The sequence below is a fragment of the Alphaproteobacteria bacterium genome, from assembly GCA_023898725.1.
Classification (GTDB): domain Bacteria; phylum Pseudomonadota; class Alphaproteobacteria; order JAUHZC01; family JAUHZC01.
Window position 1 is genome coordinate 671,897 of sequence record CP060236.1, and the last position, 26,229, is coordinate 698,125.

Annotated in this window: 31 protein-coding genes and 1 tRNA gene; 17 read left to right on the forward strand and 15 right to left on the reverse strand. The window is 44.2% G+C overall.

The features are described from left to right. Positions 1-820 precede the first annotated feature (820 nt). Positions 821-988, reverse strand: a complete 168-nt coding sequence (gene rpmG, locus H6849_03085; protein ID USO01062.1) for a 50S ribosomal protein L33 — start codon at positions 986-988, stop codon at positions 821-823. A gap of 123 nt (positions 989-1,111) precedes the next feature. On the opposite strand from rpmG, the gene H6849_03090 reads away from it, so the two are divergent. From H6849_03090 to H6849_03115, 6 genes are all read left to right on the forward strand, one after another. Continuing rightward, positions 1,112-2,614 carry a leucyl aminopeptidase gene (locus H6849_03090; GenBank protein ID USO01063.1) on the forward strand — a complete coding sequence of 501 codons (1,503 nt, stop codon included), beginning with the start codon at positions 1,112-1,114 and terminating at the stop codon, positions 2,612-2,614. Beyond that, positions 2,614-3,105 (forward strand): DNA polymerase III subunit chi, encoded by a 492-nt coding sequence (locus tag H6849_03095; protein USO01064.1) that lies wholly within the window; start codon positions 2,614-2,616, stop codon positions 3,103-3,105. Before H6849_03090 ends, H6849_03095 begins: the two co-directional genes overlap by 1 nt. A 30-nt stretch (positions 3,106-3,135) precedes the next feature. Then, positions 3,136-3,558, forward strand: coding sequence for a nucleoside-diphosphate kinase (gene ndk, locus H6849_03100; protein USO01065.1), 423 nt, complete (start codon positions 3,136-3,138; stop codon positions 3,556-3,558). Between the two features lie 59 nt (positions 3,559-3,617). Then, the gene (locus H6849_03105; protein ID USO01066.1) at positions 3,618-4,739 is read left to right on the forward strand and encodes a DUF2066 domain-containing protein; all 1,122 of its coding nucleotides are present in this window, start codon (positions 3,618-3,620) and stop codon (positions 4,737-4,739) included. 317 nt (positions 4,740-5,056) lie between these two features. After that, on the forward strand, positions 5,057-6,463 hold the full coding sequence (locus tag H6849_03110; protein USO01067.1) for a hypothetical protein: 1,407 nt from the start codon (positions 5,057-5,059) through the stop codon (positions 6,461-6,463). Between the two features lie 23 nt (positions 6,464-6,486). Next, complete coding sequence (locus H6849_03115; protein USO01068.1) at positions 6,487-7,233, forward strand: outer membrane beta-barrel protein; 747 nt, start codon at positions 6,487-6,489, stop codon at positions 7,231-7,233. A 56-nt stretch (positions 7,234-7,289) separates the two neighbouring features. Here the strand turns inward: H6849_03115 and recR are convergent, their stop codons facing one another. The 8 genes from recR to H6849_03155 all read right to left on the reverse strand — a co-directional run bounded on the left by recR (position 7,290) and on the right by H6849_03155 (position 12,629). Then, on the reverse strand, positions 7,290-7,889 hold the full coding sequence (gene recR / locus H6849_03120; protein USO01069.1) for a recombination protein RecR: 600 nt from the start codon (positions 7,887-7,889) through the stop codon (positions 7,290-7,292). Between the two features lie 20 nt (positions 7,890-7,909). Continuing rightward, on the reverse strand, positions 7,910-8,233 hold the full coding sequence (locus tag H6849_03125; GenBank protein ID USO01070.1) for a YbaB/EbfC family nucleoid-associated protein: 324 nt from the start codon (positions 8,231-8,233) through the stop codon (positions 7,910-7,912). Positions 8,234-8,251: 18 nt separating this feature from the next. Further along, positions 8,252-9,925 carry a DNA polymerase III subunit gamma/tau gene (gene dnaX / locus H6849_03130; GenBank protein USO01071.1) on the reverse strand — a complete coding sequence of 558 codons (1,674 nt, stop codon included), beginning with the start codon at positions 9,923-9,925 and terminating at the stop codon, positions 8,252-8,254. 99 nt (positions 9,926-10,024) lie between these two features. Next, positions 10,025-10,327, reverse strand: a complete 303-nt coding sequence (locus tag H6849_03135; GenBank protein ID USO01072.1) for a hypothetical protein — start codon at positions 10,325-10,327, stop codon at positions 10,025-10,027. Between the two features lie 306 nt (positions 10,328-10,633). Beyond that, on the reverse strand, positions 10,634-11,191 hold the full coding sequence (locus H6849_03140) for a hypothetical protein (GenBank protein ID USO01073.1): 558 nt from the start codon (positions 11,189-11,191) through the stop codon (positions 10,634-10,636). Continuing rightward, entirely contained in the window at positions 11,188-11,625 is a 438-nt protein-coding gene (locus H6849_03145; protein USO01074.1) for a hypothetical protein, read from the reverse strand. Before H6849_03145 ends, H6849_03140 begins: the two co-directional genes overlap by 4 nt. A 15-nt stretch (positions 11,626-11,640) precedes the next feature. Beyond that, positions 11,641-11,862: a F0F1 ATP synthase subunit C gene (locus H6849_03150; protein USO01075.1), complete on the reverse strand. Its 222-nt coding sequence runs from the start codon at positions 11,860-11,862 to the stop codon at positions 11,641-11,643. Between the two features lie 41 nt (positions 11,863-11,903). Further along, positions 11,904-12,629, reverse strand: a complete 726-nt coding sequence (locus tag H6849_03155; GenBank protein ID USO01076.1) for a F0F1 ATP synthase subunit A — start codon at positions 12,627-12,629, stop codon at positions 11,904-11,906. An 88-nt stretch (positions 12,630-12,717) separates the two neighbouring features. Here H6849_03155 and dapF point away from each other — a divergent pair, with 88 nt between their 5' ends. From dapF to ftsY, 3 genes are read left to right on the forward strand one after another with little or no spacing between them, the layout of a single operon-like run. Further along, positions 12,718-13,587 carry a diaminopimelate epimerase gene (gene dapF, locus H6849_03160; GenBank protein USO01077.1) on the forward strand — a complete coding sequence of 290 codons (870 nt, stop codon included), beginning with the start codon at positions 12,718-12,720 and terminating at the stop codon, positions 13,585-13,587. A 3-nt stretch (positions 13,588-13,590) separates the two neighbouring features. Further along, a complete protein-coding gene (gene mtaB, locus H6849_03165; protein USO01078.1) occupies positions 13,591-14,883 on the forward strand; it encodes a tRNA (N(6)-L-threonylcarbamoyladenosine(37)-C(2))-methylthiotransferase MtaB in 1,293 nt (430 codons plus the stop codon). A 1-nt stretch (position 14,884) separates the two neighbouring features. Beyond that, a complete protein-coding gene (gene ftsY, locus H6849_03170) occupies positions 14,885-15,820 on the forward strand; it encodes a signal recognition particle-docking protein FtsY (GenBank protein ID USO01079.1) in 936 nt (311 codons plus the stop codon). Here the strand turns inward: ftsY and H6849_03175 are convergent. The 6 genes from H6849_03175 to H6849_03200 all read right to left on the reverse strand — a co-directional run bounded on the left by H6849_03175 (position 15,817) and on the right by H6849_03200 (position 20,789). Further along, a complete protein-coding gene (locus H6849_03175) occupies positions 15,817-16,236 on the reverse strand; it encodes a hypothetical protein (GenBank protein ID USO01080.1) in 420 nt (139 codons plus the stop codon). The genes ftsY and H6849_03175 overlap by 4 nt on opposite strands. A gap of 20 nt (positions 16,237-16,256) precedes the next feature. Continuing rightward, entirely contained in the window at positions 16,257-16,991 is a 735-nt protein-coding gene (locus H6849_03180; GenBank protein ID USO01081.1) for a hypothetical protein, read from the reverse strand. Then, positions 16,981-18,066 (reverse strand): hypothetical protein, encoded by a 1,086-nt coding sequence (locus H6849_03185; protein USO01082.1) that lies wholly within the window; start codon positions 18,064-18,066, stop codon positions 16,981-16,983. The genes H6849_03180 and H6849_03185 overlap by 11 nt, the downstream gene beginning before the upstream one ends. A 96-nt stretch (positions 18,067-18,162) precedes the next feature. Continuing rightward, complete coding sequence (locus tag H6849_03190) at positions 18,163-18,837, reverse strand: hypothetical protein (protein ID USO01083.1); 675 nt, start codon at positions 18,835-18,837, stop codon at positions 18,163-18,165. Further along, positions 18,837-19,703: a hypothetical protein gene (locus tag H6849_03195; GenBank protein ID USO01084.1), complete on the reverse strand. Its 867-nt coding sequence runs from the start codon at positions 19,701-19,703 to the stop codon at positions 18,837-18,839. Before H6849_03195 ends, H6849_03190 begins: the two co-directional genes overlap by 1 nt. 144 nt (positions 19,704-19,847) lie before the next feature. Beyond that, positions 19,848-20,789 (reverse strand): OmpA family protein, encoded by a 942-nt coding sequence (locus tag H6849_03200; GenBank protein ID USO01085.1) that lies wholly within the window; start codon positions 20,787-20,789, stop codon positions 19,848-19,850. 495 nt (positions 20,790-21,284) lie between these two features. On the opposite strand from H6849_03200, the gene rpsD reads away from it, so the two are divergent. From rpsD to H6849_03240, 8 genes are all read left to right on the forward strand, one after another. After that, positions 21,285-21,899 (forward strand): 30S ribosomal protein S4, encoded by a 615-nt coding sequence (gene rpsD / locus H6849_03205; GenBank protein ID USO01086.1) that lies wholly within the window; start codon positions 21,285-21,287, stop codon positions 21,897-21,899. 188 nt (positions 21,900-22,087) lie between these two features. Further along, positions 22,088-22,164: transfer RNA gene (locus tag H6849_03210), tRNA-Ile, on the forward strand. A gap of 84 nt (positions 22,165-22,248) precedes the next feature. Then, entirely contained in the window at positions 22,249-22,734 is a 486-nt protein-coding gene (locus H6849_03215) for a glycine zipper 2TM domain-containing protein (protein USO01087.1), read from the forward strand. A gap of 154 nt (positions 22,735-22,888) precedes the next feature. Further along, entirely contained in the window at positions 22,889-23,023 is a 135-nt protein-coding gene (gene rpmH / locus H6849_03220; GenBank protein ID USO01088.1) for a 50S ribosomal protein L34, read from the forward strand. Between the two features lie 106 nt (positions 23,024-23,129). Next, positions 23,130-23,507: a ribonuclease P protein component gene (gene rnpA / locus H6849_03225; GenBank protein ID USO01916.1), complete on the forward strand. Its 378-nt coding sequence runs from the start codon at positions 23,130-23,132 to the stop codon at positions 23,505-23,507. Continuing rightward, positions 23,504-23,737 carry a membrane protein insertion efficiency factor YidD gene (gene yidD, locus H6849_03230; GenBank protein ID USO01089.1) on the forward strand — a complete coding sequence of 78 codons (234 nt, stop codon included), beginning with the start codon at positions 23,504-23,506 and terminating at the stop codon, positions 23,735-23,737. The genes rnpA and yidD overlap by 4 nt, the downstream gene beginning before the upstream one ends. 34 nt (positions 23,738-23,771) lie before the next feature. Then, positions 23,772-25,583 (forward strand): membrane protein insertase YidC, encoded by a 1,812-nt coding sequence (yidC, locus tag H6849_03235; protein USO01090.1) that lies wholly within the window; start codon positions 23,772-23,774, stop codon positions 25,581-25,583. A gap of 1 nt (position 25,584) precedes the next feature. Continuing rightward, positions 25,585-26,217, forward strand: a complete 633-nt coding sequence (locus H6849_03240) for a YihA family ribosome biogenesis GTP-binding protein (GenBank protein USO01091.1) — start codon at positions 25,585-25,587, stop codon at positions 26,215-26,217. The last annotated feature ends 12 nt before the right edge of the window (positions 26,218-26,229 follow it).

Genomic DNA, 26,229 nt, shown 5'->3' on the forward strand with positions numbered 1-26,229 from the left:
GTAAGTTCCTGTAGCGTTCTTATTCTTGCGTATCCTCTGATTTTCTCATCATCTGTGGCATCTTAATGCTGACCTTTTATTGATTGAGCATTTTTACCTCCTATACGTGGTTTTCAACAACTGTTTTTGAAATGGTTGATTCACTTCCAGCGGGGGTCTCTCGCAAAAGGTGTTTTAATTTCAGTTGTTTGGGTGCAAAATGCCTATCAAGTTCTCCGCTCTGAATCGTCCGAAAGCGTTGTAGAAGCAAGTATAAACATGCTATACTTGCTTTTTTGGTAAGTCTCTCGTTGGAAAAGGCAATGAGAACCCCTCAGGGATTGGGATGTACGATGTGACCGTATGTAACTAAAGCCACAAGGCCGTGGTTGTATGTCCACGCAACTCCATCAGTGGCTTTGATTAAACGAACAATAGCGTTAGGGGCAAAGTAGGAGCCCTTCCCCCCCCCTCCAGGTCGCCCCGTCGGATGAGGAACCTAAGAATGCAAAGCAGTCAAGGGTGGCGCTGTTTGAACACCCCCCATAGCAGGGTTGTGACTTCGGCAAAGCGATGGGAATCGGGATGTGCCGGCTTGATAAAACGCATCTTCAAGTGCCTGCGTTTCACTGTTATAAGTTGCGTCCATTTAACAGTATTTCCAGGAAGTGACAACACAACATCGTTCAAAAATCTTTCTTCGAATTAACAATTAATAGGAGAGAGGGAATCTTAAACAATCCCATAGATTGTTGGTTTTTTGTCAGAACCATCTTTATATTTAATAAAAAACCCCAGAGAATCTGAGGTTTTTCGTAATGACTGATAAGTATTCTCAATATTACTTGAGTTTTGATTCACGAAACATAACATGTTTCCGCACTACAGGGTCATACTTACGTACTTCAAGCTTTTCAGGCTTGGTGCGGGGGTTTTTAAAACCAACGTAAAAGAAGCCTGTCTTTGCAGTGCTGACCAATCGAATACCAATTCGGATAGCTTTAGCCATGATTTAATCCAACAATTTTGTTTTCTTTATGAACTCAGGTATCATGCTTGTCAACCAATAAAATGCTTGTGAGTATGTGGGAAATGGGTAAAATGCCCTGTAACAAGGAAAGGTTTACATGCAATGCAGATCAGTTTTGTCGATGAAATTAGTACACCAAGTGACTCGATTATTGTGGGGGTTTATCAGGGAAAGGCCTTTACTGCCTCTGCAGAGTGGCTGGACAATGAGACAGATGGTTTGTTAAGCCGCACATTGAAAGCGAATCACTTTAAAGGTTCGTTAGGGGAGGTATTTGCGATACCCTCTCCACAGGGTTTGTCTGGTGTCCAACGGGTTCTTCTGGTTGGATTGGGGCAGCCTGAAAAACTGACACCAATAGCCTATCAGCAAGCGGGTGCCGCTGCTCAACTTATGATGTCGCGTACGCCTGACAGTGGTGCGATATTTTATGCCGATTCCTGTGCTGTTGCCCACTTATCAGGAGCCACTGTTGCTGTGAATGTGGCTGTAGGTATGTCTTTGCGCAGCTGGCGCTTTGATCGCTATAAAACAAAGTCCTCAACGGAAGAACTTTCCCATTTAGTGTCTGTGAAAATTGTGACCGAAGAGGCAATTGCCGCTGAGGAGCAATTTAATACTGAGGCCTCTGTCATAGAGGGGGTGCAGTTGACACGGACCCTCGTGAGTGAGCCTCCGAATACAATCTACCCAGAAAGCATGGTTAGTCAGGTTCTCGAACTTAAAAAAATAGGCCTAGAAGTAGAGATTCTTGGCGAGAAGGCCATGCGTAAGCTGGGAATGAATGCTCTGTTGGGTGTTGCTGAGGGGAGTGCAAAAGAAGCGCAGCTTATTATTATTGAGTGGCGCGGTGCAGAAGATCCAAGCGAAAAGCCCATTGCTTTTGTGGGTAAGGGCGTCACATTTGATTCTGGCGGTCTCAGCTTGAAGCCTCCTAAGAGTATGGAAACCATGAAGTATGACATGGCAGGATCAGCTGTTGTGGCGGGGTTGATGCGGGCCCTGGCCGGACGTAATGCACCAATTAATGCGATTGGTATTATGGGAATGGTTGAAAACATGCCGTCTGGAAATGCCCTACGTCCGGGTGATATTCTCACGTCGATGTCGGGTCAAACAATCGAAGTTCTAAATACGGATGCGGAAGGTCGCTTGGTGTTGGCAGACGCTCTTTGGTACACGCAAGAGCGTTTTAAACCACACACAATGATTGATCTTGCTACGTTGACGGGCGCTATTGTTGTTGCGCTTGGTCATGAGCATGCAGGGCTGTTTAGCAATGATGACACGCTTGCCGCTAATCTTCAAAAAGCTTCTGAGGCAGTTGACGAGCGCTTGTGGCGACTTCCTCTTATGGGTGCCTACGATAAGGATATTGATTCTGATATTGCTGATGTGTGTAATATTCAAAAAACAGCAGGAGCAGCGGGCAGTATCACGGCCGCGCAGTTTTTACAGCGCTTTGTGAATAATGTACGATGGGCACATCTTGATATTGCTGGGGTTGCCGATTCATCAAAGGATCGACCGCTTTCTGCTAGAGGGGCGACTGGATTCGGGGTACGTCTTCTCGATCGTTATGTCCGTGAGTTTGTCGAAAAGTAATGTCGGCTTTCTCTGCTTCTGTAACTATTTATGGGCACCAAGATCGTCCATTGATTCGGACATTACCACGGTTACTTGAAAAGGTGCTCGAAACAGAGGAGAGGGCTACTGTTCTTGTGCCCCAAGACTTACTCGAGGTTGTTGACAAAGGATTGTGGACCTATACCCCTCTTGGTTTCCTTCCGCATGGCAAGAAGAGAGAGGGGGTTTCTGGGGACCCCTCTTTGCAACCAATTTGGCTTACTTCTGTGTTTGAAAACCCCAACAACGCAGGTGTGTTGGTTGTTTTTGATTACCAAGTTGTGGCAGAAAAAGATTTATTAGCGGGAGCCTTTACGCGCATCTTGGATTTATTTTCTCTCTCGGATAAGAGTTCAGTGACACATTTTTGCAAGCGCTTAGATGTGTATCGTGCGTTGCATGCGGATATGGTGATGTGGAAAGATGAAGGTTCTTGGAATAAAGCGCAAGAACTGTTACAAAGTTTCTAGATTAATGTCACTTACTTACGGAGATATATTATGAGTCGTCAACGCACGCTATCCATTATCAAGCCAGACGCAACACGTCGCAATCTGACAGGGGCGATCAACAGCTTGATCGAAGCGGCGGGTTTGCGCATTGTGGCGCAAAAACGCATTCAGCTAACCCCTTCCCAGGCAGCTGCTTTCTATGATGTGCATAAGGAACGATCATTTTTTAGTGAGCTGTGTGCGTTTATGACTTCAGGACCGGTTGTTGTTCAGGTCCTTGAAGGCGAAGATGCAGTTGCAAGCTATCGTGCTGTTATGGGAGCAACAAATCCTGCCAATGCGGATGAGGGAACAATTCGAAAGATACACGCAGAGTCCATTGAGGCAAATTCTGTTCATGGATCAGACAGCGTAGAGAATGCGCGCACTGAAATATCATTCTTTTTTGCTGATAGCGAGATCGTGGGGTAGTTTCTTTGGGGGAGGGAAATTACATTCGGGCAGCGTCAAAAATCCTATGTTTGCTGTTAATGCTAACGTCTTTGTTCTGTTCTCACAGGAATGACGCTCACAACGTTTTTGTTGTAAAAGGCGTCAGTATCGAATCACATCAGTCAAGCGGTGTAGATGCCCAAATGGATGCTAAGCGCCAGGCCTTGCGTGTGGCGTTTGCCAAACTTGTGCGCCGGCTGGCGCTTGGTGTTCCTCCGGCTTATTTGTTTGCTTATAACCCTGATCAAATTAATACATTTGTTGAAAGCTATCAGGTTTCCAATGAGTTGTTATCGCACACATCCTATCAAGCAACCTTTCAGATTGTTTTTTCAAAGCAGGCCATTCTTGATGTTTTTGCTAGTGCAAACACGAAAGTACTGACGACTGCTCAACCACCTGTATTGGTTGTGCCGATTCTAAAACGTGGTGATAAAGTGTTTATGTGGGGAAACACAAATGTGTGGGGAAAATTTCTGCGCACCTATGATGCGCATAGCCCGTTGCAGCCTTTTCGCTTGCCCCGTGGTGATCTTTTTGATATGAGCACATGGCCTGTTACGGTCTACCCCACTTTTCGTCAGAGTATCGGACTTTCTTTCGGTTCTCAATATTATGCAACACGGTTAGTTGTTGCAGAGTTGGTGGCGCAAGATGATGGTCGGGCAGGTCTCAACTTAATAGCGTATGATATCGCCACAGGAAATATTCTTAGCACGCAGTCCTTGAATCTTTCGGCCGCGGATGAAGTTGCAATTGAACCCCAAGCCAGCGGCTATCTCATTGATTTCTTGGAGTCAATCGCAAAGTTCACACAGGGAATTTCTCCTGTTGATCATCAGGCTGAAGAGTTTGTTTTAACCATCCATCATAAAGGCCTTGATGATTTTGAGAAAATGCTTGATACCATTCTTCGTGTTCCAGGAGTGAGTAATGTGTCGTCTCTGTCCGTAAACACATCCTCGGCAAACCTGCGTGTCTCATTTGCGACATCTTTCGAGGATCTGATGCGGAACTTTGAGGCAAAGGGATATGGGCTTGTTCGGGTTGATGCCCACATTGTTCTGCAGAAGCGCGAAGCAGGTACCTTACCGCATGTATCAGGTGCCATTCAAGAAAGCGGATTTATTGAAGAAAGGCCATTGGATTTTTTGGCTTAGAATCTTTTTAAAGGATGCAAGAATAACACACTTTCGGCGGATTTTGTAAAACTTAGGCATCGCCTGTTCTGGCGGATAAAGAAGAGAAAGCCTTCTGCGCCAAGGGTTATGCGTTATTTTCATTAATACAATGCATGCGATATTTGCCTGTTTTATTATTGATAAAAAGAATGCAATATGTGTAGAAGCCCATTTTTTGTTGCAATTTTAACTCATATAAGGTGTGTTTGGCAAAAATGCCACTAAATTTTTAGAAAACATATTTACTTTTCAATGCGATTAAACAAATACTTGCATCAGAAAAATAGTGATACAAAATGTTTAAAAACCTACGTAATGGGGGGGTATTTAAACAATTTTTACTGACAACTACCTTTGTCATAACAATTTCCTTTGTGGGTAAGCACCCAATTCACGCAAGTTCTGCTCCTTTGGCTGACGATGAAAATATCCTGCCAAGCATTGAAAACATTCAGCGCATGCGAACTACTCTCTTTGCCTTACCACCCTTGCAAACTAAGGAAGATGCATACGCGGAACTTGGAGACCCAAGTGGGCAAGAGGCTCTTGTTCAAAATTCATACAACTTGGTTACAAGTTTGGGGGTTAAGGTTGCCGTGGAATCAATTCCCGCGATCGTTCGAGCACTCCTGCGTGACCGCATGAAACTGGCGAGGGAGGCACATAAGCTTTTAAGTATGCTGGGTCAGGTTCAAGAGGAATCTGAGGCCCTTTGTGTCGAAGTTCGTGGGATTGCGGAGATGTTCCCTGAGCCTCAATCAACGGATTTTGCAAGCCCGACGCGCAGTATTGCCAGTATTGAGTCTACAGAAAGTGCAGACAGTGCTTCAGGAGAAAGAGGTGTCTCCAATATGCTGGGAGAGAATCGTCATGCGGCACAAAGAAATCTGCGTACACTCAAGGCTGTCGTTAGAAATATGTTGGATCGTATTCGATTTCTTGATCAAGCATCAAGAGATCTTCAGAACAGTAGGCCATGGAATGAAGACACTGCAACACCACCAAGGCCTGGAGGAAATTCTATACTGCAAGGATCAGAAGAATCCACCGATGACCCAACGTTACATGATCCTCTAGAAGGCATCACAATTGGTCTACGGACTTTCTTGGCAGATCATGCAATGGAAGTCTCCTCTGGTGATGATCTGAAAAGTCTTATAACAGGGGTGACCACACTGTGCCGTTCGCAATGCCAAAAATCCACTGATCTTATGCAACAGGTTGTGGAAACGAAGAAGGTGCTAAAAGATTTTGAAGATATAGATGACACACACACACTGCTTAACCTAGCACGCAAAGCTGCCACCGTTTCTAAGACACAAAAGACCCTCCTAGCAGAAGAGCGCACGCGTTCGGACAATCTGCAGGCGCGCGTGACTGATTGCGAGGAAAGACTTGTGCGCCATGAGACGGCAGAGGCAAAAATACGGGATATTCTCGGTCTTTCGTCTGACATTTCGGCTGACTCTCTTGCCAAAAGGGTAGAAGAGAGCGTGCGTGAGCGTGAAGAGGCACAAAGGCGCCTTGCCTCTGCGTTAACAAAAGCCCAGGAGGACCTTGTGGCTGCCTTGCAAAGAAGTCAACAAGGTGTTGAACCAAGTTCACGTACTCCCCTTCTAGAATCATCTAGGGCTGATTTACCATCTACTGATAACGAAGAGAGGGGTTCGGGAAACTCAGGCGGTTGTTGCTTGATTTCATAACAATTAATTGAAAGGAAGAAAATATGACTAAAAGATTAACGTGCTTGACGTTATGGGCAGCTATGTCGGCTGTGTCTCTATCGGCGGATAATGCTATTGCTCACCCATCGTCGTCACCTGCAGCAGCTGATTCAAAAAAGTGGTCCGTTTTGTTGAGTGTTGATTTGGCTGGAAAAAACCTAACAGTAAGAAACCGGATGCAATCGTCCACAACACCTGCCCCTTGGAGTAAAACGACAGAATCAAAACGTGCGGTTCTTCCTGGCTTCACAGTGCAAGGGCATCTGAACATAGGCGAGAGTGGTGGCTACTTAGGCGCAGAAATTTCCTACTTGATTGGGGACTTAAAAGCACAATCCAACTCCCCTCATCTTCTATATGTGAATAAGAATCACGCGCTTCACCACAGAAGAATGTCGCATATGATCCAAACAGGCCTAATTATTGGAAAGAGATTTGGTGATTCTGCTGTACACCTAAAGGCAGGCGTTGCTTTTGCAAAAGTTCGTCACAGGACATTCTTTGACCGTAATCAAGTTTCCAATCTTCATTATGACAAAAATGCGACGGGATATTATGTAGGGGTTGGCTACGTAAAGAACATTGCTCACAATTTTGCTGTGGGTATAGATTATGAATATGCATTATATAGAACTGAGAAAAAAGCCTTTGATCATCCAGGGGCTGTGCGGGTTCTTAGAAACAAAGGAAACTTCAAAAGTCAGGCCACGATTGATACCTTGAAGTTGCGTTTCATTTACAAAATATAACTACTTTGTTTGCTAAGAAAAAGCCCCATTTTTGGGGCTTTTTCTATGTGCAAGAATTAATCAGGTAACTTTTGCCGAGCATTGTATGCTGCGTGTAACGTTCCATCATCCAGATAATCCAACTCACCACCCATGGGCACACCTTGTGCAAGAGAACTCACATAAAGATTAAGCCCTTCGAGATGCCGGCGCACATACTGGGCTGTTATCTGACCGTCAAGTGTTGCGGGCAGAGCAAGCACAATTTCTGTAACACAAGGAGTCGCCCTCAAGCGATTTTTGAGAGACTCTAGGGTTAAGTTATCGGGTGTTACTCCATCAATGGCGGATAGCACGCCTCCTAAAACATGGTAGCGCCCTTTAAAAAAGTGAGCCCGTTCTAATGCCCATACGTCTGCAACATCCGTGACCACGCAAATAATATGATTGTCACGGTCTAGATTTGTACAGATGTGGCAACAATCGTTGCTGTCAAGGTTATGGCAAATCTTACAGTTCCGTAGCGTATCATGCACGGTTTGCATGCGGTTAATAAGGGGTTCTAAGATGGTTTCCCGGTGTTTCATCAAATGTAAGGCAATGCGTCGCCCTGAACGGCTCCCCAGACCGGGAAGCTTAGCAAACATCTGAATAAGTTGGTCGATTTCTTTGGCCATTAGGGGGCTATCTCTTGCCTTTAGAAGGGTAAATGCATGCCATCGGGCAAATTGAGTCCTGCACCTGCTTTTTCCATTTCTTTATTTGCTGCTTCCTCAGCCTTTGCAAAGGCATCGTTGTAAGCAGCAAGGATCAAATCCTCAAGGATTTCTCCTTCATCAGGCTTCAGAAGAGACGCGTCAATGGCAATGTGTTTCATAACACCTTTCCCGTTTACCGTGATGGACACAAGTCCAGCGCCTGATTCTCCTGTGGCCTGTATCTGTGTTACAGATTCTTGGGCTTTGGTAACTTGTTCCTGCATTTTTTGAGCTTGTTTCATAAATTGGGCAAAATTACGCATCGGCGATCCTTTCAATAACTATGGGGTTGGTTTTACATCAACAACAGCAGCTCCGGGAAATATTTCCAGTGCCTGTGTTACAAGGGGATATTCTTCTGCTTTTTTTAATTTTTTGCCATGATCGTGGGCGTTGCGCTCTGCTGTTGTAGGGAAATCTTTCTGCATATCCTCTGTTTGTGGCTGCAGAGTAATATCCCATGGTGTACCAAGCGGAGCAAGAATAGCCTGAAGGCGTTTGACGAAGTCTTTGGGAACAGTGGGATCAACGGCAAGTACTAGTTTCCCGGGACCAGCATCGAGGCAGCGTACATGGTGTAATAAGTGAGAGTGGATTAGTGGCTCGCGTGCCTCTGAAACGTGTGCACACACACGGTCAAAAATACTTGTATTAGCAGCCATAGGCTTGTTTTCTGGATATCTCTCATCGGCTTTCTGTAAGGAGGGAGAGGTGCGAGTTTTTTCCTTTGCTAAGGGTTCAGCCTGGCTTGTGAGAGGGATAGGAGAGGGTTGTGGTGTATGTTCGCGAGTGTCTTCTTCGGGGGCGAATTCCCTTGATGCTAATTCTCTTGGTGTAGGTAAGTTTGCCACATAACACAAACGAATAAAGGCCATCCGAGCAGCAGCAAGGGGAAGGAGGGCGCGGGCGATATCATCGTAACTCGTACGCACAATATCCCAAAAACGGTTTAATCCATCAATGGTTACATGTGGAAGAACTTTTAGTGCCTGTTGCTGTAAGTCTTTTTCATGAATCCAATAGGTAATGTATTTATCCCCAGCTGCTTTAGCTGTTGTAAGAATGTGTATAAACTCCATCAAATGCCGAAAAAGGCTTAAAAGATTTACCCCTTTTTCGTAATGATTATCAAGCTTCTCAAGGCTTATGGCAATTTCCCCCTTCATGAGATGAAAGGCAAGGTCAGCAATGTGCTGATGACTGGCAAGGCCAAGCATATGCTGCACCTCTTGGGCACCAAAACTGTTATTAGTTGTGTTTGCTACTTGATCCAAAATCGAAAGCCCATCACGGGCGGATCCCTCCGCGGCTTGAGCAATGAGCCTAAGCGCCGTTGAGTCCGTCGTGATTGATTCTTTTTCGCATACATTAGCAAAGAGCCCAATCAAATCGTCTTCCCGAAAGCGCTGAAGGTCAAAGCGCATGCATCGGGATAAAATAGTTGCGGGAATTTTCTGTACTTCGGTCGTTGCAAAAAGGAACTTTACATGAGCAGGAGGCTCCTCCAGGGTTTTCAGCAGTGCGTTGAAGGCACTTTTCGACAACATGTGCACTTCATCAATAATGAAAATTTTATAACGCCCCAAAACAGGTTTAAAGCGTGAGGAGTCAATGATTTCACGAATATCATCAACGCCGGTTCGGCTAGCGGCGTCCATTTCAATAACATCGATATGTCTGTCTGACTCTATGGCCTTACAGTTCTCACAGACACCACAGGGGGTGAGCGTGGGTGCCTCCGCTTGGCTACAGTTGAGACAGCGTGCCAAAACACGGGCTGTCGTTGTTTTTCCTGTTCCACGAATGCCATGAAAAATGAACGCATGCCCCAATCGGCCATTAGTAAGAGCGTTAGTTAAAATGCGAACCAATATCGGCTGACCTTTGATATCCTCTAAGGTGCGCGGGCGATATTTGCGCGCAAAGACCTGATAGCTGGATAGTATATTTGACACAGTACGCTTATAACAAAACCTCTCAATTCTTACCATAGGTATTTGCTAAGTGCCAGATGTAATCACAGAAGGTTGCGCGCGGGGTTGTTCGTGATTTATTCAGATAATTTTGCCACCAACATACCCTATGATGACGGGATTGAGAACAAAACCAAGCATCGCGCGTGTTGTGCTTACATGATACGCATAGTCGTATGCACGCCGCACAAAAAGAACCCAAGGTTTGGTGCAAACAATAAAACCAAGAGTGAAAGAAGTAAGAGCAGAAATTAATACCCCTAAATGGATCAATAAAGTTCCTCCGCTATTCATTAAAATGAATGAGTTTGGGTTACACCCATGAATCGCATGAAATGTTTGGAAAAATGCATACATGGCTAAGGCTATATTACAAAACCCCAAGAGTGTCCCCAAAGAAAGACAAATATAAACAAAAAATACACGCAATAAAATAGAACCAAATCACTTTATTCAATAATATTGAAATATAATTACTTTATTGTTAAATAAATAAAATAATATTGAACTGTTTGATTTTTCTGTAGAAATTGGATAAAAAACACCACAGCTGTACACGTGCTAAGAAGACTGTTTCTTTATATATAAGACTTGAATTATACTTGCGGACAGGCTAGATAAGGGGAGAAGGCTCGGTGTGGGTAGTCAAGGCGCTAATCCGGCGAGATTCGAAAGAAAGCACCCGTAACGTCACGCGCTAGGTCGTGTCGAGCCTTCACCTTTTTCATGCTTGTCCCTATTTTTCAGTTCTTTTCTCATGTGCGTGATCATGGCGTGTGTGTATTTTTTTTGAAAATCGAGCGTCTCTTTGGAATCATTCGTAAGTACCGAAGTCAGTTCTTCAATCAGCTTATCGGTGCCCGCTATAGCAACTATACGACGCTCGCGATCGAGTGTGCGATCGATAGATGCAATGGTGTGTTTCTGCCAATGGGCTCGTTGGGCAATGTTATGTGTTCGCATATGATCAATTATCATTCGCGTTTCTGCGTCTTTGCGATCGATGATCTTTTGAACTTCCGCCTGCTTTTGTGCCAGTGTGTCTGTATGCGCGCGGGCATTGTTTTTTCTCTCAGTGAGTGTTTGAAATGTTTCTGCTAGTGCGGATTGCTGGTTTGTAACCCCCTTGCGCACCCATGGCCAGGCTGTGCGCCACAAAAACAGGCACGTAACTATAAAAGAGCAGACAATCCAAAATTCAGGCTTTTGTTGTGCAGAGATCATGAAAGAATCGTAAATAGGAATCATGCGCCTGTAATCCAAGATTTACAGATATGTTTATGAATATCATCCCGTACGCCGCTGAGATTTTTATCCATAGCTAGCGCTTCATTGCCAATCTTTTTCATCTCAAACCGCAGGCGTTTGCGTTCGTGCGCAAAGATTGCAGCCCGCGCCGAGATGTTTTCTTGACTAAGGGCGTGGCGTTCGTGAGAAAGAAGCTTCCGTAGTGCCTCCTTTGACTGCCGTGTGATCTCTGCAATAGCTGCAGCACGTGTGTGATTGCTAGCCTCAATTTTCTCTATGTCGTATATTTTTGCATTAATCGTGTTTTTACGGGTTTGGATAAGTGTAATGTATTGCGGTATCACAACACGATGCAGGGTAACAACGAGTACTAGCAGACTGACGAATAACCAAAACAATTGTGAGGAGTAGGTACTAATATCCAGTTGTGGCATGGGTGTTCTCGTGTCTTACCGCAAGATCATGATTGCCAAAACGAATGCCAATAGAGCCACCACCTCAACAAGACCAGCCCCAACATATCCAATGGTTGCATATTTTTTTTCAGCACTGGGGTTTCGTGATAATGCTCCCAACCAAGCGGCAAAAATATTGCCAAGGCCAATACCTGCCCCGAGGGCGGCAAACATTGCAATGCCTGCGCCAATAAACTTTGCTGATGATGCGTCCATGTTAATCTCCTTATTAAATTTTCTACTTTAATTGCTAGGTCTTAATGCATCTCTCTTGCGTCATGAATGTATACACACGAAAGAATAGTAAAGATATATGCCTGCAAGCATGCCACAAAAATCTCGAATAACATAAACAATACGTTGAAAAACATGGGAATAATGCCAACAAGCCCTAAGCCTACAGAAAATCCTGCAAAAATTTTTAAAACAATGTGTCCAGCAAACATGTTTGCAAAAAGGCGAACCCCAAGGCTAATGGGCCGAAACATATAGGAAATAACTTCAATGGGAATAATAATGGGAGCAATCACAAGGGGGACACCACTTGGCATAAAGCGTTTGAAAAACCTGAATCCATGCCGCATAAGTCCCAAGCCTGTCGCTACAATAAACATGAAGATAGCCAGCGCAAGTGTGACGACAAATTGGCTGGTGACCGTGTAGGAAAAAGGGACAATACCCAGAAGATTAATCGTTGCAATAAAAAAGAAAAAACCAAAAACAAGAGGAGCAAGGCGTGTGCTTTGCGCCCCTATGATATCGTCTGTGAGGTTCTTTGCAAATCCGAGAATTGCTTCGACAACATACTGAAAAAGAGATGGTGACGTTACAGCCGCTGAGGATAGCCCTGTAATCAAGACGCCCAGGATGAGACTTACCCCGATAAGCATAAAAAGGCTCGCATTCGTGAAGGATATATCTACACCCCAAAAGCTAATGGGGTAGATTACCTGAATCAAAAATTGGTGTAAGGGATCAGACATAAAGTGATACTATAAGAGAAATTACGGAAACTCAAAGGAAAATTCTATTCTTTGATTTCAAAACACCAAGAAAGTTTTACTTTTTATAATGAAGAAAAATCATAGGGGAATTCCCTTTATAAAAATGCATGGCCTTGGAAATGACTTTATTTTTGTTTTTCAGTCGTCTTTCTTACCGCAGGCACCTGATCGTGAAACCATTATTCGCATGTCTGATCGCATGCGTGGTATTGGTGCCGACCAGTTGATTTGGGTTGAAGATTTCAGTAGTGTAACAGTGGCCAAAATGCACATTTTTAATCGTGATGGCACTATAGCCAAGGCATGTGGGAATGCAACGCGGTGTTTAGCGTACCTCTATGCACAAAAATTTCAACAGACTAACGTTATGATTCATACACCGGGAGGCGGAGTATCCTGTCGGGTGCACAGTGTTGAGGCTGTTTCTGTAACAATTCCTGCCCCGATTGTTGGTTTCTCCGCTGTGCAGGGGGTTGGCAGCTATGATTATACCCAATCTCCTGTGTCCCTTCCTTCTCTTTACAGTCTTGTTTTTGTCCAAACGGGTAATTTTCACATGATACACGTGGTGGATTCTCTTCCTGACGACGAGACGTTGATTGCTTATGGACGGTGGTTAAATAGTTCCCACCCAAACTTTCCTTCAGGGATTAATGTTGAGTTTGTGAAATTTTTCGATGCTACACACGGACGCATGCGTGTTTATGAACGAGGAGCGGAGTGTATCACCCAGGCGTGTGGGACAGGGGCATGCGCCAGTGTCTTTGTGGGAGCGCAACAGGGATACTGCGATACAGAAGTTATTCTTTCCCTTGATGGTGGAGAGCTGCGTATATCTGTGAAAGAAAATAATCAGCTTGAGATGATAGGGGCAGTTTGTTATGTATTCGATGGTATTTATCTAGATGGAGGTGAATATCATGCGAGGAGTTCATGAATAATGGGAACCAATGTCCCGCAAACACAGATAAAAGTTGTGACTTTTGGGTGTCGCTTGAATACTGTTGAGTCTCAAGTTATGGCATCTCATGCCCATGCGCATAAACTGGAGAAAACCATTATTATCAACACATGTGCCGTAACAAATGAAGCCGAGCGCCAGGCAAAGCAAGCTATTCGAAAACTGAACCTTGAGCATCCGGATCACAAGATTATTGTAACGGGGTGTGCGGCACAAATTAGTCCCTTGACGTATGGAAGTCTTCCTGGGGTCACGCGCGTTCTGGGTAATCACGAGAAAATGCTGCCTGAAAGTTATGCATCACATGGTGCAGGCATTGATGTTGGCAATATCATGGAGATAAAAAAAAATACCTATCCCCTGCTCGCGTCCATGACAGAAGGGTGTACGGAAAGGTCACGAGCATTTGTGCAAATACAAAATGGATGCAACCATAGGTGTACATTTTGCACTATTCCTTTTGGCAGGGGAAACAATCGGAGTATTCCTCTCGCACAGCTCATTCGTCATGTCCGTGAACGTGTAGATGCCGGAATAAAAGAAGTTATTTTGACCGGTGTTGATATTACGGATTATGGTTCTGATCTTCCTGGGAAACCAACGTTAGGAATGCTTGTCGCCCGCATGCTGAGACATATTCCTGATCTTCCTCGGCTGCGTCTATCTTCATTGGATCCTGTCGAGGTGGATGAAGACCTGTATGGGGTTCTGGGCCAGTCACAACGGATTATGCCGCACTTTCATATTAGTTTACAATCCGGAAATGATATGATTTTGCAACGGATGAAGCGTCGTCACGCGCGTCATCACATTGTTGCTTTTTGTGCCCGTGTGCGTGCGTTACGCCCTGATGCTGTTTTTGGTGCAGACATCATCGCTGGTTTTCCTACAGAGACGGATCAGCAGTTTGCTGACTCACTGTCCATTATTGAGGAATGCGATATTACACATATCCATGCGTTCTCGTTTTCTCCGAAGGCGGGCACTCCGGCTGCGCGCATGCCACAGCTGGATCGGCGCGTCATTAAGGACCGCACGGGTCAGTTACGGACATTGGGTGCGTCTAAGCTTGCCTCCTACGTCTACGAGAAGCTCCGCTCAGGAGATTCGTTGCGTGTTCTTTGTGAAAAACGTAATCAGGGCTACACGGAGGACTATATTAAAGTTTCGTTCCGTGAGGATGTCACTCCTGGAGAGCTCATTATTGCTAAGCCCTATGACATAAGCGGCAATACGTTGCTTGTTTCACATACAGGATCACGAAAGGTATAAAATGAGTTGGTTGCAGAAACTTAAAGAAGGTTTTACAAAAACGACAACAACAATTACGCGGGGCATCTCAGATATTGTTACAAAAACAAAGCTGGATGATGATACCTTAACAGCACTAGAGGAGTATTTAATCACAACAGATATGGGCCCACAAGTTGCGGGAGACTTGTGTGGTTACCTGCGCAGCAAACGTTTTGCAAAAGAGATTACTGCTGATGAGGTGCGGGGGTTCCTGGCTGAGCATGTGGCTGAAAAACTGGAGCCTTATGCAAAACCAATTGCGTGGAGTAATGAACCTGGTGGTACAGATCCTGATGTTTTAATTGTAGTGGGTATTAACGGAGCAGGAAAAACAACGACTATTGGAAAACTTCTTCCATATTTGAAAAAACAGGGGAGAACTATCCGGGTTGTTGCCGGTGATACTTTTCGTGCTGCAGCGGTTAATCAATTACGGGCTTGGTGTGAGAAGGCGGATATTCCAATTGCCTCAGGGGTCGATGGTGCCGATGCCGCGGCGCTTGCCTACCAAGAAATAGTCACAGCCAAAACCACAGGAGATAACCTTGTCGTTGTTGACACAGCCGGACGTTTACACACAAAGAAAAATCTGATGGAAGAACTGTCTAAAGTTATCGCTGTGACCCGTAAACTGGTAGATGCAAAGCATATTCATTGCGTTATGGTTCTTGATGCAACGAGCGGGCAAAACGTCCTACAGCAGGTCACCACCTTTCAAGAGTATATTCCTCTCACAGGCATTATTATGACAAAACTAGACGGAACGGCCAAAGGAGGTGTGCTGCTTAATGTTGTGCACACAAAGCAACTGTGTGTACATTTCATAGGCGTGGGTGAATCAGCTGATGCCCTCCAAGCAATGAGCGCAGATGCCTTTGCGCGCAATCTTTTCGGTCTGGGTGAGGTAACCAACTAGTCAGGTTTTTCTGTTGTTTGTGTGACAGATTCGCCTTCAGTGCTGTAGGCAGGAAGTTGTGACAAAGAAGGGTCCTCCTTGAGCACAGTTATTTGAGCCCGCGCAAGAAACTCCTTGCGCTTGAGTTCTGTGTTTTTGGCAATGAGCATTGAACGACGTTTGCGTAGCTCTTCTTCTGTTGCGAGGGGAATTTCTTGGGTATCAAGAAAAGCTGCGGCTGAAATGGGCTCTTTAAGAGGAGGTGTCTGTGTGATTTGTGCCTTGATCTTCTCTAAGTCTTTTTTGTCAGCAGAGACATCTGTGGAAGTTTTTTGAGGAGTAGAGGCTTTCTCCGCTGTAACTGGCTGGGCAAATGCGTGTGAAAAAGTTAAGGCTATGAGTGCAATCAAGCAACTGTGTGTCCATATATTTATCATCAGCGGTCTCTCTTCTCTTGTCATTTCTCAGCATTAATTTTTGCAGACTGGTCTGGTAATCCCGAAACAGTTGCTTTTTGAACGAATTCTTTGATGGTACCAACTGCAGCACCTAAATCTTTGAGAACTTCTTCTGCTTGGGGAAGGGGTTCCGAATATTGGGCACGCCATTTTGCATGAATGGTCTGAGCATTATTAAGCCTTTCTTCACTTTTTTTGAGCATTGCCTGAAGCTTTTCAAGGTCTGTAGTCTCGGAGGCATCTCTTTGAATATTGCGTACATCAAGAAGCTCACTCAAAATCTCTGTAATCACTGACTTGCGTTCACTATCGATCACTTTTCGTGCTTCTTGATCGATGAGCTTCTGTTGGGAGGCTTTCTCACGGTCTTCCAGATCTTTTTCTCTTTGTTTTGCCCGTTCCTCAAACTTTGCACGAATAGCGCGCAACTTCTGATGTTTTTTTTGTGCAATACCTATATCTTTTGCCGCTTTGCGACGTGCTGCGTGTGCTTCTGTACGTTTGGTTGCTAATTCATGCTGTGACTTCTTCAGCAACATACTGGCTGTATCAGTTTGTTTGCTTAGTGTTTCCATTTCCATGTGATCGGCTTCTGCTTTCAACTTTTGGGCCTCCGCAGATTTTACAGGATCAGCTGTAGGGGTTCCAGGTATATCAACAGCGATACAGGGTGACACACATAACAAAAGTCTCAGATAAGAAGCAAGTAGAGGAATAAAGCGATTATTGTGCATGAGATTTTTCCTTGGCTAAAATTTTTGTAGACTCAGTGTTATACTCTTTTCCCTCAGGAACGGTGACTTTGAGACAGTTGTGGAATTCTTTGAAGAGTTGTTTCCAGCACCCGCTATCGTTTTTGGATTTGCAACTCCAGAAGTGCAGTCTATAACGACTGATACACTCACTCTCTTTACGAACACCTTTAAAGTTTCCGTATAGTACCATGCCTTGACGTTTCTGCTCAGAAATTTTGAGCTTCTCTTCCACTTCAGCTTGTGTGCGCAGTGCTTCTTTTTTGCTCACCGTTTCTTTAATAGCTGCAGGAATTACTTTTTCATGGCATGTGAGTTTTTCGGCTTTTCGGGCCTCTTCAACAGCTTTCTTAATCTTTTTCTCACAGCTCATCTTTGATTTCGCCAGCTGAGATTCATAGTTAGATGCAAGCTGTTTTTTCAAATCGGCCACAGCTCGTTCAATTTCTTGACGCATATCGCGTTGCTGTTTCTCAAGAAAAGCTTTTTCCCGCTCTTCTATTGCTTTTGATTTCAAGGCATATTCTTTTTTAATCTTTTCCAGCGAATCTTTGTGCTTTCTTGTGACCTCTGGTGCAGATCCCCCTTCTGTTGTTGACTGTAGTTGAGTGGTGACGGCCTTTTCAAGCTTTACTTGACGGGCTTCGATGGCTTTTTCTTTATCATCCAGAGAGGCAATCTTTTGGTGCAGCTCTTCATTCATCTTTTTATTTTCGTCATGGACTTTTTTAAGATTATCGCGGGTTTCTTTGTTTTCTTTTTCCATACGTGTTCCCACAGATGCCAAAAATTCTTGTAGGGCCTTACTGTTGGCTTCAAGTCGGGCAATTTTTGCTTCGGAAAGGCTCTCTGGTCCTGGCGTGGTGTGGTTCCCTTTAGCGTTTGATGAGGATGCAGTAAATTCTAATTCATCTGTGTTTTCATAACCAACTTCGGCAAGAAGCGCCAAGTACTCTTGTTGCTTGGGCAAGTCTGATGATGGCTGTTCGCGCGCACCGACTGATAGGAGTGGCGAAAAGATCAGAAAAAAAACGGAGAGCGTGGCAATGGTGCGCATGCGTATTTTTTACTCGTTAGAACTATTTCAAATTTTAACAAAAAAAGATTAAGAATCTATTGCTATAGAAGGCCTATACAGGGGTTACGAAGAGCGCTACTGTGACAGAGAGGTGTCGTTTGTTGGTGCTGATGAGGAAGGTTTTTCATCGGCCTCTGTTCTCAGCTCTTCATTTTGGCTGCGCAGCTCATCAATTTTTTCTTGTGTGACTTGGTTATCAAGCTTGGTCATATTAAGCATGATTTTGCTTCCCTCGGCATCGTAAGTTGCAATATCAGAAAGCGCTTTTGCTGAAATAGCTTGTGCGCGATTGATGTCACCATTGAGATACGCTATTTTTTGGTCATTATCATGCACCTCTCGGAGCAACCGCTGCAGTCGGTCTTTCAACCACTCACTGAAGTTAGTGTCTGTTTTTGTTTCAGGATATCTTGAAACACACCGTTTTGTAATATCCCAAATTATGTCTTTACAGGCAGAGTTTCCTTCACACTCAGATGTAATATCACTAACATTGCGACAGTCATTGAGAGCCATTGCTGCTTCATCAAGAGACTGTGCTTTTTTGTAAAGATTTTTTAGTTGCTCATTTGTGACTGTGCTAATTGCTTCTTGAGAGGTATTTTCAATTTCAGCAATTTTACTTTCTACGTCATCAACGCTGACTGTCGGAAGGTCTGTTACCGCAACAACAGGTGCGGTCGAGAGAAGACTGAAACAGAACCCCAGACCAAGAATAAAACCCTTGTTTATGTGAGTATTTATCATCATCAGGATCCTTCTTTTGTGGCTTTTTGGGCCTCAGGGGTCTCGGTAGGGACTTTACTAGAATCATCTTCTGCTTCAAGAACAACTTCTGTCTCTTCTTCAACAGCTTTTTCTGTATCTGGAGTTGTTTTTTTGGCAGAGACATTATCAGATGTCCCCACGGCCTTTTGCTTTGATCCCTGGGTATTGATCACAAGGTCCTCAACAGTTGAGGAGCGTTTTTGGACATAGCCTTTATGAAAAAACCGTTTTCCGCAGTTTTTATGTAAAGAGTAGTACAGAACCTCCTCACATCCCTTATTTCCGTTACACTGAGGGCGTAGCTGGGAAAATGTATCGGCACACTCACGATAGAATCCCGCTTTTCGAAATAGGTCATCTGCCTTATTAAACATTGCGATGTATGCATAAAGATGATTGCGGGCAATAGCTGGTCTGATACACCCTTTGAGTGTGTGGCGTGCTTCTAACGTGCAATTTGAATCGTTAGCGCAGGCTGTTACTTTTGTGTTGTATTGCTCTGCACAGGCCCTGATGGTGGGGTCATCAATGCTTGAAAAGTCTGTCTTGGGGGGTACTGTTGGTTGTACGTCAGTACTCTTTTTTACAGCAGTGACTGGCTTTTCTTTCTGAACCTCTTCTTTTTTTGCCGGAGTTTTTTCTTTCTCTGGAGTCTTATCCTCTGGTTTTTTTGTCGCTTCTTTAGTGACAGCTGCAGCAGGAGCAGGCACAGCGGGAGTAGGCACAGGAGCCGCAGGGGTGTCAGATTTACCCGTAAAGATATCAAGAATTTTCTTGATTGTATCACCACTCTCTGATGTGGCGTGCACGGAAGCGGTGAGGCTTACCACACATGCAAAAAGAGACATAAATTTTAAATATCTATACATTCCTCGATCCAATTTTGGATACTTTAGAGTGTAGAGCCTAATTCCTAAGGAATAGTTTATAAAGTGTAGATAAAAATAAATTCTTACTTAACCTTTAGCAAAAAAGAGTAACTATTATTCGTTTTATAGGCTATCAATACGAATCTCAATTCGCCTGTTTTCATAACAGTTGGCTTTGTCTTGAACGGGGTGGTGTTCACCAAACCCAGCTGCAGCAAGGCGTCCAGCAGGAATTCCTTGTTTTTCAAGTACCGCTACAACAGACATTGCGCGAGCAAAGGAAAGCTCCCAGTTGGATTTAAAGCGGATATTGTTGATTGGAACAGTATCTGTATGTCCGTCGACGCGTACAATCCAGGGAATAGCATTCGGTAGCTCCAAGAGAATGGTTTGAACAATGCTTGCCAGATCTTTAATTTTGGCCATACCGGCGGGGGTAAGTTTGGCAGAAGCAGTCTTGAAGAGAAGGTTTGAGTCGAACACAAACCGATCGTCATGTTGGCGAATGCCTTTGATTTTTTCTAATTTTTTTGAAACCTGCATTAAAAAATCCGAGCGCTTTTGTGCCATTGATACCAGAGCATTGACCTCAGACAGTTTCATTTGGAGGCTTTGTGACTCCTCTTTGAGGTTGCGTGTTTTTGCTGTTAGCTCAGTTACCATATGCTCAAGATTTTGAATGACCTGCTCTTTTTCTGTAAGAGTTTGCGCATGTGCGACATTTTGTATCTTTAAGGTATCTATGGTTTGTGTAAGAGACATCTCCCTATTTAATGACTGTAAAAGTGCCTGTTTCATCGCGTGAGAATTAAAGTTGGCGGCTGATAATTGCGCCCATAGTTTTTTCTTATCAATTGTTTCACGGGTGAGCTTTTGATTCGTCTCATTGAGTTGGGTTTTTTGGTCGCTTACGCGAAGACTTAGGTGTGTTTGGCCTACAACGAAAACAATAAGTGTAAAGATCACGACAAGAAGCACAGAGGAAAGCGCATCAACAAACCCTGGCCAAAAGTCCTGGTCTGTCGTCTCTCTGGTAAGGCTTCCTGAAAGCTTGCGTGTTGGCATAATCAATAATGTTCCTCTACTAAATCTACGCCCTTGAGCAATATAAGGATAATGGCAAATGGGAAAAAAAGTACCGACCAAAATAAGAGCCACCCCATGGATCCGCGGTACTCAAGAGTAAGTGTGATATCGTTGAAGTTTAAACCAAGATTTTTCACAGCCAGGATAAGAGCAACAGGGGGAAAGGTAAACAAGAATAGAATAAAAAGAACAATGTTTCCCCTGTATGTAAAAGGGTAAGAATATTTTTTGACGATAGGCATAAGGCAATACAAAATTTTTATGCTAATAAAATATCATATATAGAAGCGTGCAGCAATATGGGGTAGATCCGCCTTCGGGCAAACGATTTGGGTAGCAGGGTCGTCACCAGATTGGGATTGTTAAAGTCTTGGGGTAAAAAGGTGATTCTTGGAACAAAATCATTGACACTGCATTTGGAATTACGATAAAGGAATATAACTCTTATAATTACGCAGAAATTTAAGGAAACACATGTCCAAAAGGATCGAAGCAAAGCACAAGATTGATCGTAGATTGCGCGTGAACCTGTGGGGAAGAGCAAAAAGCCCCATTAATAAACGCAATGCCCGCCCCGGCCAGCATTCCGCAAAACCTCACAAGGCATCAGAGTATGGTATTCAGCTTATGGCTAAGCAAAAACTTAAGGGTTACTATGGAAACTTGAATGAGCGTCAATTTCGCAATACCTATGAGCGCGCCGCTCGCGCTAAAGGTGACACGGGCGAGAATCTCATCAGCTTTCTTGAGCACCGCCTGGATGCCTTTGTGTATAGAGCCAAGTGGTCTCCTACTGTTTTTTCTGCCCGGCAGATTGTGAATCACGGTCACATTACGGTCAACGGTCAGCGTGTAAATATTCCTTCCTATCGCCTGCGTTTAGGCGACGTTGTGGAGTTGCGTGATACCATGCGCACGAATGTTGTGGTGCTAACAGCCCAACAATCACCAGAGCGAGATATTCCAGACTACATTGATGTGGATGCGAAGTCCTTCACAGGAAAGTTTACACGTGATCCTTTGTTGGACGATGTTCCTTATCCTGTGCAAATGGAACCTAACCTGATCATTGAGTTTTACTCACGCTAGTCATTCGTGCTGAGGAATATTTTTTTACGCCCAATAGAAGATTTCAAAAAAGTATAAACCTGGTCCATGCGATCAGGTTTTTTTGTGAGTACACATCAAAATCCTTTGGAAACCCTAACGAAAAATACCTACTCTTGTTATAAGGGCTTGAGTTTTTTTAAGAATCGGTTATGTTTCAAGGATCATAAGGGCCTGTAGTTCAGTTGGTTAGAACCCACCGCTCATAACGGTGTTGTCGTAGGTTCGAGTCCTACCGGGCCCACCACTAAAATTTCATATCTTCACTTTTTTTCTAAAATACTGTACGCTTATTTGAAGCAGTACAAAAATTTTAAGAAAGTCGCTCTTTATGAAAAAAATAATATCCGTAGGTTTTCTTGTTCCAGGGTTGGTAATATCCGCTCTTGTGGTGGGTGGGTGTGCCCGTAATATCAGCTCATCGATGTACTCTGAGAGTTCGGTTGGTAGTGTTGCAGAAACACTGGAGGGAACAATCCTAAAGGTTCGATCTGTAACTGTAAAGGGCGCTGAGAAATTGGGAGAAAACGCAACAGGCATGGCCATAGGTGGCCTTACGGGCGGTGTTTTGGGCCATCAGTTTGGTAAAGGTAGAGGGAATATTGCAGCCACAGTCGGCGGAGGGCTACTTGGTGCAGGTCTTGGTGCCTTAGCAGAAGATGCCCTTACGACGCAGGAAGGCTTGGAGTATGTGGTGCGCCTGACAGATGGACGCTTGAAAACAGTCGTTCAAGGAAAGGACAATCCAATTGCTGCCGGTCAACGCGTGCTTCTTTATATTTACAGCACAGGCCGTTCACGTGTCGTGGCTTTCTAAGTGCGCGCGTAATGTCTCGTGATATCTATGCACGGGCGTGTAAATCAGTCATTTTTCTTAGTAAGGGTTATGTGTTTTTTTGTGGGAACTGTTGACTTACCCCTAAAGAGCACTTATAGAGTACTAAATTGTTTTTTAATGTAAGGATTGTTTGATGAAACGTACGTTCCAACCAAGTCGGCTTGTTCGTGCACGTCGCCACGGGTTTCGTTCACGCATGGCAACACCTGATGGTCGCAATCTTATTGCCCGTCGCCGTCAAAAAGGTCGCAAGCGCTTAAGTGCATAACCTGATCTTTTCGTTGTTTTCCTGAGTTATTATACGTGGCAGACTTTCTGTCTGCCCTTCAGATTTTTTGACTATCTAAAGAATTTCCTTGGTATCATTTGGACGCATTCGCAAAAGGCCTCAGTACCAGTATGTTTCTCATAGTGGTAACAGGTTTTTTTGCCGCTATTTCTTGCTGCAGGGTGTTTGTACTCCTGCAGATCCCTCTTTGTTAGACGATATGACGAATCAGCAAAAAGCACAGATCAGATTTGGCTTTATTGTAACACGCAAAAATGGCGGAGCCGTTGTACGTAACCGTATTAAGAGACGCTTAAAAGAAGCGTGCCGCGCTACGCTGCATAGGCAAAAGCTTTCATTAGACTGCTGTGTTGATATTGTTGTAATTGGAAATGCACGGTGTACTCAGGCACCCTTTTGTGAACTTGTAGAGTCGCTAGAGAAAGGAATCCAGGACCTTTGCGTGAGGGTTGGTGCGCGATGAAACTTTTTACGGCCATAATGTTGGTTTTAATTCGTTTGTATCAACTAACGTTTTCTTATTTCATTGGCCGTCAGTGTCGGTTTGAACCAACATGTTCAACCTATGCCTATGAAATGATTCTGAAGAATGGCCTTCTTAAAGGAGGGGGGATGGCATTAAAACGCTTGAGCAAATGCCATCCCTGGGGTACAACCAATGATCAAAATGAGGATTCTCTTTCTAAAAAGTAAGAGAATCAGTGTGTAACACAAGCGAGAATAAGCAATGAATAGTGATGATAGCAAAAATTTAATCCTAACGCTTGTAATTAGCATGGTTGTGCTGTTCGGGTGGAATGTTTTTTTTGATACGACGCCGATCAAAACAGTCTCAAGTGCATCAGAAGCATCGAAAGTGCTTTCGGAAGATGTTCCGTCTGCTAAAAAATCTTCTGGTTCTTTTACCAATGAAGATACTCTGCGGTCTCATGCTGATCTCTCAACCTCTGTGTCGCGAGAAGATGTTCTGAAACAAAGTCCTCGTATTGCTATTTCATCACCGACCTTTTCGGGAACCCTGCGTCTCGTGGGTACACGTCTTGATGATATAACGTTGGAAAAATACAAAGCAAACGTTAATCAAGATGATCCTAAGGTTCGTGTTTTGAATCCCCAACGCAGTACCGGTGCGTATTATATTGACATTGGTTGGTTGAGCACGGATCGTACGCAGGAAGTGCCGAATGAGCACACCCCGTGGCGTGCACAGTCACAAAACCTTTCACCCGGAAATCCTCTTGTTCTGACCTGGCAAAACAGCACCGGGATTGTATTCACCCGGACAATCAGTGTTGATGATAAGTATCTGTTTACTGTGCAGGACAGTGTTCACAATACCGGCAATACTAATGTAAACATCCAGCAATATGCACTGATAAGCCGCCATGGAACTCCTGATGTATCGAATTATATGGCGGTACATGAGGGGCTAATTGGTTATGTTGGGGGAAAACTTCAGGAACTTAAGTATGCTGACATCCAAGAGAAGGGAAGGCTGGAGTTCCGGACGCAAGCGGGATGGTTTGGTTTTACGGATAAATACTGGCTAACATCTATTATTGCTGATCCTAAAACCGATCAACCTGTAACATTTCGACATACACGCAATGAGAGTGACGTCCGCTACCAAGTAGATACCGTAAGCAATGCCCTTGCTGTGAAGCCGGGGGGAACCGTAACAACCACTACGCATGCTTTTGTAGGCCCCAAAGAACTTAATGTGCTAGACAGTTATGAAGAACTTTTGGGTATTGAGCACTTTGATCTGGCGGTTGACTTTGGTTGGTTCTACTTTATTACAAAACCCATCTTCCATTTATTGAGCTTTCTCCAAAAAATCCTTGGAAATTTTGGCGTGGCAATTCTTGCCCTCACGGTTATTCTCAAACTTATTTTCTTGCCTCTTGCAAACAAATCCTACCGGTCTATGTCCCGAATGAAGGCATTACAGCCAAAACTGGAGAAGCTTAAGGAAACTTACGCCAACGATAAGATGGCCCTGAATCAAGAAATGATGGCCCTTTATAAGCGTGAAGGTGTAAATCCTATGGGTGGCTGTTTGCCGATGGTTGTGCAAATTCCTTTTTTCTTTGCCCTATACAAGGTATTGTTTATATCTATTGAGATGCGTCATGCGCCGTTTTGGGGATGGGTAAGTGATTTATCAGCGCCTGATCCTACAAATATCTTTACGCTCTTTGGCTTGATCCCATGGACCCCCCCCAGTTTTTTGATGATGGGTTTGTGGCCCTTGATCATGGGGCTGACGATGGTGCTTCAGCAACGCATGAATCCTGCACCGACAGATCCTATTCAAGAAAAAATGTTTATGATTATGCCGGTAATGTTTACCTATATGTTGGCACAGTTTCCTGTGGGCTTGGTGATTTACTGGGCGTGGAACAATATTCTGACAATTGCACAGCAGTGGTATATTATGAACCAAAACAAGGGACTTGGTTTACGAACGTATGCAGCAGAAAATGGGGACAAAGGTCAAATAATTTCTCACAAGCCAAAGTCTCCGAAGAAGAAATAACGTGAAGTCTATTACCCCTCGGCAGTTATTTGTAAAATCCTGTGATTTTGTTGGGGGAAGTGGCGATCCATCGGTTCTCAAGCTGCCTGATTTGCCCGAGATAGCATTTGTTGGGCGTTCAAATGTGGGTAAGTCGTCACTTATTAATGCTCTTTTTAATCGTAAAAACTTGGCGCGAACATCACGCACACCCGGCCGTACCCAAGAAATAAACTTTTTTAATTTGGGTGGACTGGCCCTCTTTGTAGATTTGCCGGGCTATGGCTTTGCGAGTGTGCCTATAAAACTAAAGCATGCTTGGCAGAAAGACATGACCACCTATGTGACAACGCGTCGGGGGATGCGGATGCTCTTTGTTTTGGTGGATGCTCGTCATGGGCTAAAGCCGATAGACTTTGATTTATTTAATATTTTACACGCGTCAGCGACACCTTTTCAGGTTGTTTTGACCAAGACAGATAAAATATCCTCCGATGAGGTGGAGAGTCGTCAGCTGGAGACACAGAAGTCTGTAGAGGATCATTTTACCTGCGCCCCTGAGGTCCTTGCTGTAAGTGCTGTAAAAAAAACAGGGTTATCTGCTCTTCAGATGCGTATCTTTCATTTAGTTTTTCCAGATCTTATGATAAAGTAGTATCCAGATAAT